The sequence below is a fragment of the Pseudomonas sp. KH_040 genome (assembly GCF_057839305.1).
Genome location: NZ_CM174487.1, coordinates 6,480,867 through 6,496,435 on the forward strand (window position 1 = coordinate 6,480,867; position 15,569 = coordinate 6,496,435).

The 15,569-nt window shown below is 57.6% G+C and carries 17 protein-coding genes and 1 pseudogene; 11 read left to right on the forward strand and 7 right to left on the reverse strand.

The annotated features are described in order from the left end of the window. Positions 1 to 139 precede the first annotated feature (139 nt). The gene (locus tag AC3IUF_RS29025) at positions 140 to 1,633 is read right to left on the reverse strand and encodes an aldehyde dehydrogenase (RefSeq protein ID WP_463543843.1); all 1,494 of its coding nucleotides are present in this window, start codon (positions 1,631 to 1,633) and stop codon (positions 140 to 142) included. 237 nt (positions 1,634 to 1,870) lie between these two features. Between AC3IUF_RS29025 and AC3IUF_RS29030 the strand changes: the two genes are divergently transcribed. Continuing rightward, positions 1,871 to 2,233 (forward strand): cupin domain-containing protein, encoded by a 363-nt coding sequence (locus AC3IUF_RS29030; protein WP_007920379.1) that lies wholly within the window; start codon positions 1,871 to 1,873, stop codon positions 2,231 to 2,233. Between the two features lie 158 nt (positions 2,234 to 2,391). Continuing rightward, positions 2,392 to 2,601: a peptidase inhibitor gene (locus AC3IUF_RS29035; RefSeq protein WP_123376109.1), complete on the forward strand. Its 210-nt coding sequence runs from the start codon at positions 2,392 to 2,394 to the stop codon at positions 2,599 to 2,601. Positions 2,602 to 2,677: 76 nt separating this feature from the next. Here AC3IUF_RS29035 and rpmG read toward each other — a convergent pair whose 3' ends face one another. After that, complete coding sequence (gene rpmG / locus AC3IUF_RS29040) at positions 2,678 to 2,833, reverse strand: 50S ribosomal protein L33 (protein WP_003177274.1); 156 nt, start codon at positions 2,831 to 2,833, stop codon at positions 2,678 to 2,680. A gap of 11 nt (positions 2,834 to 2,844) precedes the next feature. Next, positions 2,845 to 3,078, reverse strand: coding sequence for a 50S ribosomal protein L28 (gene rpmB / locus AC3IUF_RS29045; protein WP_007920377.1), 234 nt, complete (start codon positions 3,076 to 3,078; stop codon positions 2,845 to 2,847). Positions 3,079 to 3,526: 448 nt separating this feature from the next. Between rpmB and AC3IUF_RS29050 the strand changes: the two genes are divergently transcribed. Next, the gene (locus AC3IUF_RS29050) at positions 3,527 to 5,113 is read left to right on the forward strand and encodes an ABC transporter substrate-binding protein (protein WP_489279934.1); all 1,587 of its coding nucleotides are present in this window, start codon (positions 3,527 to 3,529) and stop codon (positions 5,111 to 5,113) included. Between the two features lie 132 nt (positions 5,114 to 5,245). On the opposite strand, the gene radC is transcribed toward AC3IUF_RS29050, so the two are convergent. Then, on the reverse strand, positions 5,246 to 5,920 hold the full coding sequence (radC, locus tag AC3IUF_RS29055) for a RadC family protein (protein WP_007920367.1): 675 nt from the start codon (positions 5,918 to 5,920) through the stop codon (positions 5,246 to 5,248). Between the two features lie 135 nt (positions 5,921 to 6,055). Between radC and coaBC the strand changes: the two genes are divergently transcribed. The 7 genes and pseudogenes from coaBC to AC3IUF_RS29090 all read left to right on the forward strand — a co-directional run bounded on the left by coaBC (position 6,056) and on the right by AC3IUF_RS29090 (position 11,763). After that, positions 6,056 to 7,264 carry a bifunctional phosphopantothenoylcysteine decarboxylase/phosphopantothenate--cysteine ligase CoaBC gene (coaBC, locus tag AC3IUF_RS29060; protein WP_489281715.1) on the forward strand — a complete coding sequence of 403 codons (1,209 nt, stop codon included), beginning with the start codon at positions 6,056 to 6,058 and terminating at the stop codon, positions 7,262 to 7,264. A 5-nt stretch (positions 7,265 to 7,269) separates the two neighbouring features. Continuing rightward, positions 7,270 to 7,725, forward strand: coding sequence for a dUTP diphosphatase (gene dut, locus AC3IUF_RS29065; RefSeq protein ID WP_007920363.1), 456 nt, complete (start codon positions 7,270 to 7,272; stop codon positions 7,723 to 7,725). A 319-nt stretch (positions 7,726 to 8,044) separates the two neighbouring features. Beyond that, positions 8,045 to 9,421: pseudogene (locus tag AC3IUF_RS29070) on the forward strand (phosphomannomutase/phosphoglucomutase); the annotation flags it as partial. Between the two features lie 17 nt (positions 9,422 to 9,438). Continuing rightward, a complete protein-coding gene (gene argB / locus AC3IUF_RS29075; protein ID WP_003229488.1) occupies positions 9,439 to 10,344 on the forward strand; it encodes an acetylglutamate kinase in 906 nt (301 codons plus the stop codon). 206 nt (positions 10,345 to 10,550) lie between these two features. Further along, entirely contained in the window at positions 10,551 to 10,802 is a 252-nt protein-coding gene (locus AC3IUF_RS29080; RefSeq protein ID WP_007920357.1) for a hypothetical protein, read from the forward strand. An 18-nt stretch (positions 10,803 to 10,820) separates the two neighbouring features. Further along, positions 10,821 to 11,393 carry a hypothetical protein gene (locus AC3IUF_RS29085; protein WP_007920355.1) on the forward strand — a complete coding sequence of 191 codons (573 nt, stop codon included), beginning with the start codon at positions 10,821 to 10,823 and terminating at the stop codon, positions 11,391 to 11,393. After that, positions 11,380 to 11,763, forward strand: coding sequence for a hypothetical protein (locus AC3IUF_RS29090; RefSeq protein WP_414894562.1), 384 nt, complete (start codon positions 11,380 to 11,382; stop codon positions 11,761 to 11,763). The genes AC3IUF_RS29085 and AC3IUF_RS29090 overlap by 14 nt, the downstream gene beginning before the upstream one ends. A 274-nt stretch (positions 11,764 to 12,037) precedes the next feature. Here the strand turns inward: AC3IUF_RS29090 and pyrE are convergent, their stop codons facing one another. Beyond that, positions 12,038 to 12,682, reverse strand: a complete 645-nt coding sequence (gene pyrE, locus AC3IUF_RS29095; RefSeq protein ID WP_090287521.1) for an orotate phosphoribosyltransferase — start codon at positions 12,680 to 12,682, stop codon at positions 12,038 to 12,040. Positions 12,683 to 12,764: 82 nt separating this feature from the next. Between pyrE and crc the strand changes: the two genes are divergently transcribed. After that, complete coding sequence (gene crc / locus AC3IUF_RS29100) at positions 12,765 to 13,544, forward strand: catabolite repression control protein Crc (protein WP_007920349.1); 780 nt, start codon at positions 12,765 to 12,767, stop codon at positions 13,542 to 13,544. Between the two features lie 80 nt (positions 13,545 to 13,624). Here the strand turns inward: crc and gltS are convergent, their stop codons facing one another. Both gltS and AC3IUF_RS29110 read right to left on the reverse strand, forming a co-directional pair. Beyond that, complete coding sequence (gene gltS / locus AC3IUF_RS29105; protein ID WP_007920346.1) at positions 13,625 to 14,833, reverse strand: sodium/glutamate symporter; 1,209 nt, start codon at positions 14,831 to 14,833, stop codon at positions 13,625 to 13,627. Between the two features lie 356 nt (positions 14,834 to 15,189). Further along, positions 15,190 to 15,558, reverse strand: a complete 369-nt coding sequence (locus tag AC3IUF_RS29110; protein WP_007920344.1) for a DUF4870 domain-containing protein — start codon at positions 15,556 to 15,558, stop codon at positions 15,190 to 15,192. Between the last annotated feature and the right edge of the window lie 11 nt (positions 15,559 to 15,569).

Genomic DNA, 15,569 nt, shown 5'->3' on the forward strand with positions numbered 1-15,569 from the left:
GGAGCGAGCCTGCTCGCGAAAGCGGTTTCACATTCAGCACAAGGGCTGACTGATACACCGCTTTCGCGAGCAGGCTCGCTCCCACAGGGATCTGCCTCGTCTGGAGGATCTGCTCTCGCGAACAGCCCCTCCTAACGGCTTACAGCTTGATCCACGTCGCTTTCAGCTCAGTGTATTTGTCGAACGCGTGCAGCGACTTGTCGCGGCCGTTGCCCGACTGCTTGAAGCCGCCAAACGGTGCGGTCATGTCGCCGCCGTCGTACTGGTTGACCCACACACTGCCGGCACGCAGAGCCTTGGCGGTCAGGTGTGCCTTGGAGATGTCCTGGGTCCAGACCGCAGCGGCCAAGCCGTAAGGCGTGTCGTTGGCGATCTGGATAGCTTCCTCGGCAGTATCGAAGGCGATAACCGACAGTACCGGCCCGAAAATCTCTTCCTGAGCGATTTTCATCGCGTTGCTCACGCCGTCGAAAATCGTTGGCTCGACGTAGGTGCCACCGGTTTCCTGCAGGATGCGCTTGCCGCCAGCGACCAGTTTGGCGCCATCGCTGTGGCCGGATTCGATGTACGACAGCACGGTATTCATCTGCTGCGTATCCACCAGTGCACCGACATTGGTCGCCGGGTCCAGCGGATTGCCCGGCTTCCAGGCCTTCAGCGCCTCAATCACCATCGGCAGGAATGTGTCCTTGATCGAACGCTCGACCAGCAGACGCGAACCGGCGGTGCAGACTTCACCCTGGTTGAAGGCGATGGCGCTGGCGGCGGATTCAGCGGCGGCTTGCAGATCCGGCGCATCGGCAAAGACGATGTTCGGGCTCTTGCCGCCGGCTTCCAGCCAGACGCGTTTCATGTTTGATTCGCCGGAGTAGATCATCAATTGCTTGGCGATCTTGGTCGAACCGGTAAATACCAGCGTATCGACGTCGTTGTGCAGGGCCAGCGCCTTGCCGACGGTGTGGCCGTAGCCCGGCAGCACGTTGAGCACGCCTTTCGGAATACCGGCTTCAACAGCCAGCGCAGCGATGCGGATGGCGGTCAGCGGGGATTTTTCCGACGGCTTGAGGATCACCGAGTTACCGGTCGACAATGCCGGGCCGAGTTTCCAGCAGGCCATCATCAATGGGAAGTTCCACGGTACGATGGCGCCGACCACCCCCACTGGCTCGCGAGTCACCAGACCCAGTTGATCGTGCGGCGTAGCGGCGACTTCGTCGTAAATCTTGTCGATCGCTTCACCGCTCCAGCTCAGCGCTTGCGCCGCGCCCGGAACGTCGATGTACAGCGAATCACTGATCGGCTTGCCCATGTCGAGGGTTTCGAGCAGGGCCAGTTCCTCGGCATGCTGCTTGAGCAGGCCGGCAAAACGGATCATGGTGGCTTTGCGTTTGGTCGGCGCCAAGCGCGACCAGACGCCGGAATTGAAGGTGGCGCGGGCGTTTTCCACGGCGCGCTGAGCGTCGGCGGCGTCACAGCTGGCAATCTTGCCGAGCAGACGGCCATCGACCGGGCTGATGCACTCGAAGGTCTCGCCGGAGACGGCGTCGGTGTATTCGCCATTGAGGTAGGCGCGGCCTTCAATCTTCAGGTCGTGGGCGCGTTGTTCCCAGTCGGCACGAGTCAGGGTGGTCATTTAAGTGTCCTCCTCTTGTTCAATACGAGCGCCGCGCGATCGTCGCCAGCGTCCTCAAAAATTCTGCCCGGCCAGCCTGCATTTCGGCCCAAGGCACCCGCCACCCTAAACCAGCGGCCGGGGTTGTTTCAATATATTTGACATAAGCCGGCTATACGGCCTTGCGGTGTTCATTTTAATAAACATAGACTTTCGCCCATTCCAACCATCACGTCGTCATTACGGGAGAAAACAACAATGAACATCCAGAACGTCGTCGACATCAGCCTGACCAGCAGCGAAGCCGAACGCTATCGTCCGGACCCGGCGAAAGTGCTCAAGGGTGATCCTGAGCAAGCGGTGTTCCACCAATACGAAAGCCCTTGTGGGCAGATGGGCGTTGGTGTGTGGGAAGGCGCGGTGGGTCAGTGGACAGTGAACTACACCGAGCATGAATACTGCGAGATCTTGCAGGGCGTTTCGGTGCTGCGTGATGGCGATGGCAATGCCAAGACCTTGCGTGTTGGTGACCGGTTTGTGATTCCAGCGGGGTTTCGTGGCACTTGGGAAGTGCTGGAGGCTTGCCGCAAGGTCTATGTGATCTTTGAACAGAAAAGCTGATCCGACACACACGGTGACGAGCAGGGTAAGGCATGTCCAGCAGGTTTGAGTGAAACTTCGGCTGGCCGCTTAGGAATCGAGAAAAGATCAGTCAAACCAAGAGGTTAGTCTGATTCGATGAATAGGGGCCTCAACTCAAACCAAAGCAAGGAGGCACAATGTCCAGCCAATGCAATCTCTACAACGCGCAATTTTTCCTCGGCGATGTTGCTACTACTGACAACCTGCTCGCTGTGCGCAACGCAGCCGGAGTAACAAAGCATCGCCTCGAAGTGCCGGATGGCATGTACAACCTGCGCACTGATGCGGACCGCATCAGAGTCCTGGTCAACGAGAAAAACCAGATCATTGAACTGATCTGTGGTTGATCGATCAGGCTTCAAGGCAACAAAAAAGGCCCGTATCGTGAGATACGGGCCTTTTTCGTAAGTCCGGAAAAATCAATTACTTGATTTTGCCTTCCTTGTAGATCACGTGCTTGCGAACAACCGGATCATATTTCTTGATCTCGATTTTGTCCGGGGTAGTACGCTTGTTCTTGTCGGTAGTGTAGAAGTGACCAGTACCGGCGCTCGAGATCAAACGAATCAATTCACGCATGATTAGCTCCCTTAAATCTTGCCATCGCGGCGAAGTTCGGCGAGCACGACAGTGATGCCACGCTTGTCGATGATACGCATGCCTTTGGCAGATACGCGCAGACGCACAAAACGTTTCTCTTCTTCAACCCAGAAGCGGTGATGCTGCAGGTTCGGCAGGAAACGACGACGGGTTTTGTTGTTTGCGTGGGAAATGTTATTCCCAGTCACCGGACCCTTACCGGTAACTTGACATACTCTCGACATGCCTCAGCCCTCTAAAACCACATGCCCAACCCGGCATGGGTTGGCCGCTTAATCTCTCAGTCATTTGGCGCCAGGCGCCGCGTTTCTTTAGAGGTCTTACCGGCTACACCTACAGTGAAGGAACCGGGCCCCTAGAAAAGAGCGCTGCTTTATACCAGAAAGACCCGGGTGCAACAACATTCGGTGTGCAATCAATCCATAAAAAGACGCTTTTTCAGCCTGCGAACGCCTTGGATAAAGGCTGGCATCGATTTTTACCACTCGTCGCAGAAAATCGTCCTCACGGCCGATCCAGACTTTTTACCGCGCGCCGCAGTCTGAAAAACCGCCATCACTGTGCCCCGAAAATGCAAAAAGGGGATAGTCATTTGTAATCCAGACCTCTAGGGTAGGCCTTTTCCAGACTGCACTTGCAGATGGGCCTTCGATCTGTAAAAGGAAACCGACCATGCGCCTCGCTGCCCTACCCCTGTTGCTCGCCCCGCTCCTGCTGAGCCCCCTGGCCCAGGCCGCCGCGCTGAGCGTCTGCACCGAGGCCAGCCCTGAAGGGTTCGATGTGGTGCAATACAACTCGCTGACCACCACCAACGCCTCGGCCGACGTGCTGATGAACCGTCTGGTGGATTTCGACACCGCCAGCGGCAAAGTCGTGCCGAGCCTGGCCGACAGCTGGGAAGTCAGCACCGATGGCCTGACTTACGTGTTCAAACTGCACCCGCAGGTGAAGTTTCATACGACTGACTACTTCAAGCCAAGCCGTGAACTGACCGCCGAAGACGTCAAATTCAGCTTCGACCGCATGCTCGACCCGGCCAATCCGTGGCACAAGGTCGCCCAGAGCGGCTTCCCGCATGCGCAGTCGATGCAGTTGCCGGCACTGATCAAGAAAATCGACGCACTTGACCCGCTCACCGTGCGCTTCACCCTTGATCACCCGGATTCGACGCTCCTGGCGACTCTGAGCATGGGCTTCGCTTCGATCTACTCCGCCGAATACGCCGACAAGCTGATGAAGGCCGGCGCGACCGACAAGCTCAACAGCCAGCCGATTGGCACCGGCCCGTTCGTCTTCAACCGTTTCCAGAAAGACGCGGCGATCCGCTACAAGGCCAACCCGGATTACTTCGGCGGCAAGCCTGCGGTGGATCCGTTGATCTTCGCCATTACCCCGGACGCCAACGTGCGCCTGCAGAAACTGCGGCGCAATGAATGCCAGATCGCCCTGTCGCCAAAACCGTTGGACGTACAGGCCGCGCTGAAAGAGCCGACACTGAAAGTCGAAAAGACTGACGCGTTCATGACCGCATTCGTCGGCATCAACAGTCAGCATCCGCCACTGGACAAGCCGGAGGTGCGTCAGGCAATCAACCTTGCCTTCGACAAGGCCAACTACATCAAGGCTGTGTTTGAAGACACCGCAGAAGCGGCCAATGGCCCTTATCCGCCGAACACCTGGAGTTACGCGAAGAGTCTGCCGGGTTACCCGCACGATGTTGCCAAAGCCAAGGCACTGATGGCCAAGGCAGGATTGAAGGACGGGTTTCAGACCACCATCTGGACACGCCCGTCAGGCAGCCTGCTAAACCCGAATCCAAGCCTCGGTGCGCAATTGCTGCAATCGGATCTGGCGGAAATCGGCATTCAGGCAGAAATCCGCGTGATCGAATGGGGCGAATTGATTCGTCGCGCGAAGGCCGGCGAGCATGACCTGCTGTTCATGGGCTGGGCCGGTGACAATGGCGACCCGGACAACTTCCTTACGCCGCAGTTTTCCTGCGCCGCGGTCAAATCGGGCACCAATTTCGCGCGGTACTGCAATGCCGATCTGGACAGGTTGATCAGCGCCGGCAAGACCACCAGCGAACAAGGCGTGCGTACCAAGCTGTACGAACAGGCGCAGACGCAGATTCAGCAGCAGGCGTTGTGGCTGCCGCTGGCGCACCCGACGGCCTACGCACTGACGCGTAAAGACGTGCAGGGTTACTCGGTAAGCCCGTTCGGCCGGCAGGACTATTCCAAGGTCAACCTCAAATAACCTGCCTTACACATAACCTGTAGGAGTGAGCCTGCTCGCGATAGCAATCTTCCAGCCACCAAACATGTTGACTGAAATGAAGCCATCGCGAGCAGGCTCACTCCTACATGGACTTGCGTTTTGTCCCTAGAACTACATCCAGCCACACTCCGCCATCGACAGCGGCTCACCATCGCCGACGATGAAGTGATCCAGCACTCGCACATCAATCAGCTCCAGCGTCTTCTGCAGGCGCTTGGTCAGCAATCGATCAGCCTGACTGGGGTCAGTGTTCCCCGATGGATGGTTGTGGCACAGGATCAACGCCGCCGCGTTATTGGCCAAACATCGCTTCACAACTTCGCGTGGATGCACGCTGGTGTTGTCGATCGAGCCGCGAAAGAGGATCTCGAAATTCAGTACTTGATGTTTGGAGTCGAGAAACAGGCAACCAAACACCTCATGCGGTTCGTGACGCAGCATCGATTTCAGATAATCGCGAACGACCTGAGGGTTTTCCAGGGCTGGTTTCTGCCGTGATTTCTCAGCCAGATGCCGCCTGTTCATTTCCTGAGCAGCTTGCAGTTGCGCAAACTTCGCCGGCCCGAGTCCCAATTGTTTGCTGAAGGCGTGCTGGTCGGCCTCAAGCAGCAAACGCAGGCTGCCGAATTGAGTCAACAGATTGCGCGCCAGGTCCACAGCGCTTATTCCGGGCAATCCGGTGCGCAGAAAAATCGCCAATAACTCAGCGTCCGAAAGGCTCGCTGCCCCGTGCTCCAATAACCTTTCCCGCGGCCGTTCCGCCGCAGGCCAATCGCGAATACTCATACACATTCCCTGTCTGTGGGCGCCGCTGTTCCGTAGCGGTCGCTGTGATATCTTAGCCCATCTTTTTTGCGGGCGAATTCACCCTGGGGAGGGGGGTTCGCCACGTATGTCACCCACGAAATGAAAGGCAGACCTATGCAGCGGCTGTATCGGAAACGCATCGTTCTGGGCGTCGGCGGCGGCATTGCGGCCTACAAGAGCGCCGATCTGGTTCGTCGCCTGATCGATCAGGGCGCTGAAGTGCGCGTGGTGATGACCCATGGCGGCGCCGAGTTCATCACCCCGCTGACCATGCAAGCGCTGTCCGGCCACCCGGTGCACCTCGACTTGCTCGACCCGGCTGCCGAAGCCGCGATGGGCCACATCGAGTTGGCCAAGTGGGCCGATCTGGTGCTGATCGCCCCGGCCACCGCCGACCTGATCGCCCGCCTTGCCCAAGGCATCGCCAATGATTTGCTGACCACTCTGGTACTGGCCACCGACGCCGTCGTCGCCGTTGCTCCGGCCATGAATCAGGCGATGTGGCGCGACCCGGCGACCCAGGCCAACCTGCAACTCCTGGAAAGCCGTGGCCTGAAGACCTTCGGCCCAGCCTCGGGCAGTCAGGCCTGCGGCGATGTCGGCATGGGCCGCATGATGGAAGCCACCGATCTGGCGCAATGCGCGGCGGACTGCTTCCAGCGTCAGGCTCTGACCGGCAAGCACGTGGTGATTACCGCCGGCCCGACCCAGGAAAACATCGACCCGGTGCGCTACATCACCAACCACAGCTCCGGCAAAATGGGCTTTGCCCTCGCCGAAGCAGCAGTTGAAGCCGGCGCCCGCGTCACCTTGATCAGCGGCCCGGTGCACCTGCCGACCCCGGATCGCGTCACGCGCATCGATGTGGTCAGCGCTCGCGACATGCTCGCGGCCTGCGAATCGGCGATCCCGTGCGACGTGTTCATCGCCTCGGCAGCCGTTGCGGACTACCGCCCGGAAGTCGTCGCCCCGCAAAAACTCAAGAAAGATCCTACGAGCGGTGACGGCTTCGTCCTGCAAATGGTGCGTAACCCGGACATCCTGGCCACCATTGCGACCCGTCCCGACCGTCCGTTCAGTGTCGGCTTTGCCGCCGAGACCGAACACCTGCTCGACTACGCTGCACGCAAGCTGAAGGACAAGAATCTCGATTTAATCGTCGCCAACGACGTTGCCAACCCGAGCATCGGTTTCAACAGTGAAGAAAACGCCTGCAGCGTGATTGACCGTGCGCTGCACGCCACGGTTTTCTCCCAGACCAGCAAAAGCAAGATCGCTCGCCAGCTGGTCACTTTTATCGCCGAACGTCTGAACCAGGTTTAATTTACATGCACGCTTTGCAAGCCAAGATCCTCGACCCACGCATCGGCAGCGAATTCCCGCTGCCGCAATACGCCACACCAGGCTCCGCTGGCCTCGACCTGCGCGCCATGCTGGATCAGGACATCGTGATCAAGCCGGGTGAAACCGTGCTGATCCCCACCGGTCTGTCGGTTTACATCGGCGACCCGAACCTCGCCGCGCTGATCCTGCCGCGCTCGGGCATGGGCCATAAGCACGGCATTGTGCTGGGCAACCTCGTCGGCCTGATCGACTCCGATTACCAGGGCCCGTTGATGGTGTCGTGCTGGAACCGTGGCCAGACCGATTTCACCATGACCGTCGGCGAACGCCTGGCGCAATTGGTGCTGGTACCGGTGGTACAGGCGCACTTTGAAATGGTTGAAGAGTTCGTCGAAACCGAACGCGGCACCGGCGGGTTTGGCCACACCGGCACTAAATAACCGGAGTCATCTTCTGTAGGAGCTGCCGCAGGCTGCGATCTTTTGATTTTTAAGATCAAGATCAATAGATCGCAGCCTGCGGCAGCTCCTACAGGGGGAAGTTTCAGGCAGATCAACTGAAAGGTTTAACACCGAAAATCAAGGTTTTGCCGGCCGAAAGCCACGCTAGCCGAGGCGTCATGGCCCTTTCATACCACGAACTCTCTGTGGAAAACGCCGTCATACCCTTCAGTTTGAGCCTGCCGTCGAACGATTCGTCGGTCTGTCCCGCCACTTTCGAGATGGAGCATTTCCGTAGATGAGCACCCCAGCCAAGATTGCCCCGAAGCTGCCCGACAGCATTTTCCGCGCCTATGACATTCGCGGCACCGTGCCGGAATTCCTCAATGCCGAAACCGCTTACTGGATCGGTCGCGCCATCGGCTCGCAGAGCCTGGCCCAGGGTGAGCCGAACGTTTCCGTCGGTCGCGATGGCCGCCTGTCCGGCCCCGAACTGGTTGCCGAGCTGATCCGCGGTATCGCCGAAAGCGGCTGCCACGTCAGCGACGTTGGCCTGGTGCCGACGCCGGCGCTGTATTACGCCGCCAATGTGCTGGCCGGCAAGTCGGGCGTGATGCTCACCGGCAGCCACAACCCGTCGAACTACAACGGTTTCAAGATCGTCATCGCCGGCGACACCCTCGCCAACGAACAGATTCAGGTGCTGCATGAGCGCATCAAAACCAACAATCTGAGCAGCGGCACCGGCAGCGTTACTCAGGTCGAAATCCTCGATCGCTACAACACCGAAATCGTCCAGGACATCAAACTGGCGCGGCGCATGAAGGTCGTGGTCGACTGCGGCAACGGCGCGGCAGGCGTGATCGCCCCGCAACTGATCGAGGCGCTGAACTGCGAAGTCATCCCGCTGTTCTGCGAAGTCGACGGCAACTTCCCGAACCATCACCCGGATCCGGGCAAGCCGGAAAACCTCGTCGACCTGATCGCCAAGGTCAAGGAAAGCAACGCCGACATCGGCCTGGCCTTCGACGGCGACGGTGACCGTGTCGGCGTGGTGACCAACACCGGGAGCATCGTCTACCCGGATCGCCTGCTGATGCTGTTCGCCCGCGACGTAGTCGCACGCAACCCGGACGCCGAGATCATTTTCGACGTCAAATGCACCCGTCGCCTGGTGCCGCTGATCAAGGAGTACGGTGGTCGTCCGCTAATGTGGAAGACTGGTCATTCGTTGATCAAAAAGAAAATGAAACAGTCCGGTGCGCTATTGGCCGGTGAAATGAGCGGGCACATCTTCTTCAAGGAGCGCTGGTTCGGTTTCGACGACGGCATCTACAGCGCCGCACGGCTGCTGGAGATCCTCAGCAAGGAAAAATCCACCGCGGAGGAGCTGTTTGCGACCTTCCCGAACGATATTTCTACGCCGGAAATCAATATCCATGTGACCGAAGAGAGCAAATTCAGCATCATTGATGCACTGCACGACGCACAGTGGGGCCCAGGCGCTGACCTGACCACCATTGACGGCGTGCGAGTCGACTACGCCAAAGGCTGGGGCCTGGTGCGCGCGTCCAACACCACACCGGTGCTGGTGCTGCGCTTCGAGGCCGATGACGAGGCTGAATTACAGCGCATCAAGGACGTGTTCCACGCCCAATTGAAGCGCGTTGCACCTGATCTCCAACTACCGTTCTGATCCACCCGGAGCCCTGAATGACCCTCGAACGCGAAGCCGCCGCCCATACCGCCCAGGTCCTGTCCGAAGCGTTGCCTTACATCCGACGCTATGTCGGCAAGACTCTGGTGATCAAATACGGCGGCAACGCGATGGAAAGCGAGGAGCTGAAAACCGGCTTCGCCCGCGACATCGTCTTGATGAAAGCCGTGGGCATCAACCCGGTGGTCGTGCACGGTGGCGGCCCGCAGATCGGTGATCTGCTCAAGCGCCTGTCGATCGAAAGCCACTTCGTCGACGGCATGCGCGTCACCGACGCCGCGACCATGGACGTGGTCGAAATGGTCTTGGGCGGGCAGGTCAACAAAAGCATCGTCAACCTGATCAACCGTCACGGCGGCAGCGCCATCGGCCTGACCGGTAAAGACGCCGGGCTGATTCGCGCGAAGAAGCTCACCGTGACCCGCCAGACACCGGAGATGACCCAGCCGGAAATCATCGACATCGGTCAGGTAGGTGAAGTGGTCGGGATCAACACCGAACTGCTGAACCTGCTGGTCAAAGGCAACTTCATCCCGGTGATTGCGCCGATCGGCGTCGGTGAGAATGGCGAGTCGTACAACATCAACGCTGACCTGGTCGCCGGTAAAGTCGCCGAGGCCCTGAAAGCCGAGAAGCTGATGCTGCTCACCAACATCGCCGGCCTGATGGACAAGTCGGGCACCGTATTGACCGGCCTGAGCACTCAGCAGGTCGACGATCTGATTGCCGATGGCACCATCTACGGCGGCATGCTGCCGAAGATCCGTTGCGCGCTGGAAGCGGTTCAGGGCGGCGTTGGCAGCTCGCTGATCATCGACGGCCGGGTACCGAATGCGATCCTGCTGGAAATCTTCACCGACACCGGTGTGGGTACGCTGATCAGCAATCGCAAGCGTCCTTGATCGGTAATCGCTGAACAGCAAAAGATCGCAGCATTCGTCAGCTCCTACAGAAACGTCGTTTTGTACGAAGTCTCTGTAGGAGCTGACGAAGTCTGCGATCTTTTTTATGCGCGCAAGAAACATCCGATACAACTCAGCGAAACGTCCGACACTCCCTCCGAACAAATCTCCCTAGGATCTTCCCTTCACCCACCGGAGATTGACTCATGCAAAAAGACTACGTCCCTTACGGCAGCGATGTTTCCCCAGGCACTTACGAGTGCGTTGATTGCGGCCATCAGTATTCCAATCAAGCCAAAACCTCGATGCCACCGTGCCCACAGTTTCGCAAAACGGCGCACGCGTTGAATGGCTGGAAAATCCTCACCGGGCAAGGTGATGCGATCAAAGACCCTTATCCAGAACAGCCTGCCAACATCAAAAGCGCCGAGGTCATCACGCCCTCGGACAAAAAATAACTCCGGAGCGCCTGAGCCATGCAGATCTCGTTCACGATCGACGCCGACGCTTTCGAGCTGGAACAAAAGGAACCGGTCAAAAAGACCTTGCGCATTGGCGACGCGGAAATCGCCCACGCCCTGCAGCGTATCGCCAAGGCCAGCCTGACCGAATACCTGAAAATGCTGGTCGAGGGCGGCATGCCCAGCCGGGCCGACGAGGCCAAACAGGATCGCCTGCTCTACCTGATTCAAAGCTACTTCGGACAAACGCTGCCGACGGAATCGCAGATCTCGACGATCTTTCAGCTGACCCAAAGCCAAAGCAAAACCTTGCTGAAGAACACGGTATCGCGCTTTCGCAATCAGCTCGATGACATCCTCCAGCACAGCATGCGTGCCGTGATCGAGACCGCAGAGCACGCGCAAACCGTGTTTCTGGTGGTGATCAGTTCGGACGTGATACGCGATGAGCTGAACATGCTGATCACCCAGAACGAGCCGACCTTCAAACCCATTACCAAGCGCAAGGGCAGCGCCGGGCAGTTCGAGATCAGCGAGGATTCTCACGCCTTGCTCTGCGCGACGTTGGGGCTCAATGCCGTTCAGTGACATCGTCGCGGTCAGTGGCTTGCTGCTGACCCTGACCACGTTCATGTTCAATCTGGCGTGGCCGGCGCTCAGTGAAGCGTTGGCGCTGGATGAATACCAGTCTGGCCCACAGAGCCGAAGGCGAAGTCGAGAGAAAGTAGGGAAGGCGTTTTATTCGCGGGCGCTGCCGTTGACGTGCGCGTTTGTTGGGCTGTTTTACGTCCACCTACCCTCGGCCATTCGCATCTTGAGTACTAGCACACTGGATCTTTGGAACTTCGACGTGAGCAGTGCCCTTTACGTGATGGTCGTGTGGGCGCTCCTGGTTTTGGCACTGTTCAACGGGCTGATTGCGGCAAAAATCGCTCTTAAATGGAGCAGCCTCCGCTGAAACAGCGGCGGCTTCACTGTTTCAGGCTTTTTCAACAAACGCTGAAATACTATATTTTAGTGAAATATCGACAAATTTGATGTCGTTGGTGGTTACGGACCCGTGTCAGTAAGACGATTCGTAGAAGATAGCCAGATCCTGGAAGACCGAACACCGGAACAGTGGCAGCAAGATGCTTTTGGCCAGGTTGATGCGTTACTGCGCGCACTGCGCCTGCGTGATTAATGCTTTTGACAGTGACAAAAAAGCCCTGTCTTCACAGGGCTTCTCGTCGTCAGACACCGAATTGGGCGCGGTAGGCTTCTACGGCTGGCAGGTGCTGTTTGAGTTGCGGATCGTCAGCGAGGAATTCCAGCACCTGATTCAGCGAAACAATGCTGATCACCGGGATGCCGAAGTCGCGCTCGACTTCCTGAATCGCCGACAACTCACCGTTGCCACGCTCCTGACGGTTCAAGGCGATCAGCACGCCAGCGGCCTTGGCACCCTCCTGGGAAGCGATGATCTGCATCACTTCGCGGATTGCCGTACCGGCGGTAATCACGTCATCGATGATCAGCACGTCACCGGTCAACGGCGCGCCGACCAGACTGCCGCCTTCGCCGTGAGCCTTGGCTTCCTTGCGGTTGAAGCACCATGGCAGGTCACGGTCGTGATGCTCGGCCAGCGCGACGGCAGTGGTCGCCGCCAACGGGATGCCTTTGTAGGCCGGGCCGAACAGGACGTCGAAAGGAATGCCGCTTTCGGCAATGGCTGCAGCGTAGAAACGCCCCAGCTGGGCCAGGGCCGAACCCGAGTTGAACAGGCCGGCGTTGAAGAAGTAAGGACTGGTGCGCCCGGACTTCAGGGTGAACTCACCGAAGCGCAAAACGCCGCGATCGATGGCAAAACGAATGAAATCGCGCTGATACGCTTGCATGAAAAAAACCCCAAATACCACGGATTTAGCTAATTAGCTTGACGCCGTGTATCATACACGCACGCGATTTTTGGGGCCATTTATGCGGATCATCAGTGTGAACGTCAATGGTATTCAGGCTGCAGTCGAGCGTGGTTTGCTCAGTTGGCTGCAAGCACAGAATGCCGACGTCATCTGCCTGCAGGACACCCGTGCCTCCGCCTTTGAACTGGATGACCCAGCCTTCCAACTGGATGGCTACTTCCTTTATGCCTGCGATGCTGAAGTCCCTGCCCAAGGTGGCGTGGCTTTGTACTCGCGGTTGCAACCGAAGGCTGTCATCAGCGGTCTCGGTTTCGAGACGGCCGACCGCTACGGGCGCTACCTGCAAGCAGATTTCGACAAAGTCAGTATTGCCACCTTGCTGCTCCCTTCGGGGATGAACGGCGATGAGGACTTGAACCAGAAGTTCAAGCTCATGGACGACTTCGGCAAGTACCTGGACAAACAGCGACGCAAACGTCGCGAGTACATTTATTGTGGCTCGCTGTACGTGGCGCAGCAGAAGCTCGACATCAAGAACTGGCGCGACAGCCAGCAATCCCCGGGCTTCCTGGCGCCAGAACGCGCCTGGATGGACGAGATTGTCGGCAACATGGGCTATGTCGATGCCCTGCGCGAAGTCAGCCGTGAAGGCGACCAGTACAGCTGGTGGCCGGACAACGAACAGGCCGAGATGCTCAATCTGGGCTGGCGCTTCGATTACCAGATCCTGACTCCAGGCCTGCGACGCTTCGTACGCAGCGCACGCCTGCCACGTCAACCGCGGTTCTCGCAGCATGCGCCGCTGATCGTCGACTACGACTGGACGCTGACCATCTAAGCGTCGTTTCGCAGTACAAAAAATGCCCATATCGCAAGATACGGGCATTTTTTATGCGTCACTTCCAGACAGGATCGAATTCAGACTGCCGCGAAGAACGGTAAGGCCAAATACAGCTTGATCACGATGACATTGATAATGTCGATGAAGAACGCTCCGACCATCGGCACCACCAGAAACGCGATCTGTGAGGGGCCGTAGCGCTGCGTTACGGCCTGCATGTTGGCAATGGCAGTCGGCGTGGCGCCCAGGCCAAAACCGCAATGCCCCGCCGCCAGCACGGCAGCATCATAGTTGCGACCCATCACCCGGAATGTCACGAAAATCGCGAACAGCGCCATGACCATGGCCTGCATCGCCAGAATGATGAAGATCGGCAGCGCAAGCGCGGCCAGATCCCACAACTTGAGCGACATCAGGGCGATCGCCAGAAACAACGACAGGCTGACATTGCCCAGTACCGAGACTTCACGCTCAAACACCTGATACAAGCCCAGTGCTGAAAGACCGTTGCGCAGCACCACGCCGACAAACAACACACAAACAAACGTCGGTAACTCGAACGCAGTCCCGTGCAACAGGCCATTCAACAGATTGCCCGCCAGCAAGCTCACGGCAATCAGAGCCAGGGTTTCGACAAACGAAAATGGCGTGATCGAGCGCTCTTTGTTCGGCTGCTCAAAACCCTTTGGCAATCGTGGTGCTTCCTGTTGATTGCAACCGGGCACTTCCACACGCTTGATGAGCAAACGCGCGACCGGTCCACCAATCAAACCACCCAGTACCAGACCAAACGTCGCAGAGGCCATCGCCAGTTCGGAGGCAGAGGCCAGACCATACTTCTCACTGAATACCGTGCCCCACGCAGCACCGGTACCGTGACCGCCCGCCAGGGTGATCGAGCCGGTCAGCAACCCCATCAATGGGTCGAGCCCGAGCATTTTTGCCAGCCCGATTCCCATCGCGTTCTGCACCACCAACAACCCGGTAACGGCCAGCAGGAAGATCCCCACGATGCGCCCGCCCTTCTTCAGGCTGGCGAAATCGGCGCTCAGACCGATAGTGGCAAAAAAGGCCAGCATTAAAGGTGTTTGCAGGGAAGTATCAAAACGAATTTCAATATCGAACGTTCGCAGCAATAACAAAACCAAGGCAACTACCAAGCCACCTGCGACAGGTTCAGGAATATTGTAACTGCGCATGAAGCCAACACGCATAACGAGCCCGCGGCCCAGTAGAAGTACTAAGGAAGCGGCCACAAGCGTTCCGTAAAAATCGAGCTGAATCATTGGGATTATTCTTGGCTATTTATTCAGAGGCGAATTTTTTACCTTCGTCCGCCCCTGAACAGGCTGATTGTCTCAACACTGATTACTCGGAAATTCAAGAGCCTTCGTTGGCTTGAACATATCTTAATATTTCAGAAGAAATATTAGCCGAGCAACTTTAACAATCGTCGGACTTGATTCCAAGGACATGAATCCTAACTAAGCCGATGCAGTTGTGACTAAAAGTGTATATGCGCAAACAATAGGACCCGTCATCGCAACCAGATTATTCCTACATACAATAGCGATTAATTATGCTGCATAAATAAAAATGCCCTGACGGGTCAGGGCATTGGTATTAGAACTTTGCGAGCTTCTTATTTGATCAGCCGCCAGGTAAACGGATATCGGTAAGGAAAACCTTCATTGGCTTTCACACCGGCGATGATCGTCAAAACCAGTGCGCCAATCGCCAGTATCCCCAACAGGAAGAACCCGATGATCAGCACCATCAGCAAGAAGCAGATCAATGAAGCAATGGCGACGGTGATCTGAAAATTCAGCGCCTCCTTGCCTTGAGCATCAATGAACGGGTCTGTCTCGCGCTTCATTTGCCACAGGATCAACGGCCCGATCAAATTGCCGAACGGTATCCAGATCCCCAACAAGGCGGACAAGTGACAAAACATCGCCCACTGGCGAACCTCCTGGCTCGGCTTGGGCAGCAGCTCTTGCTCGTCACTCATCGCGTCCTCCT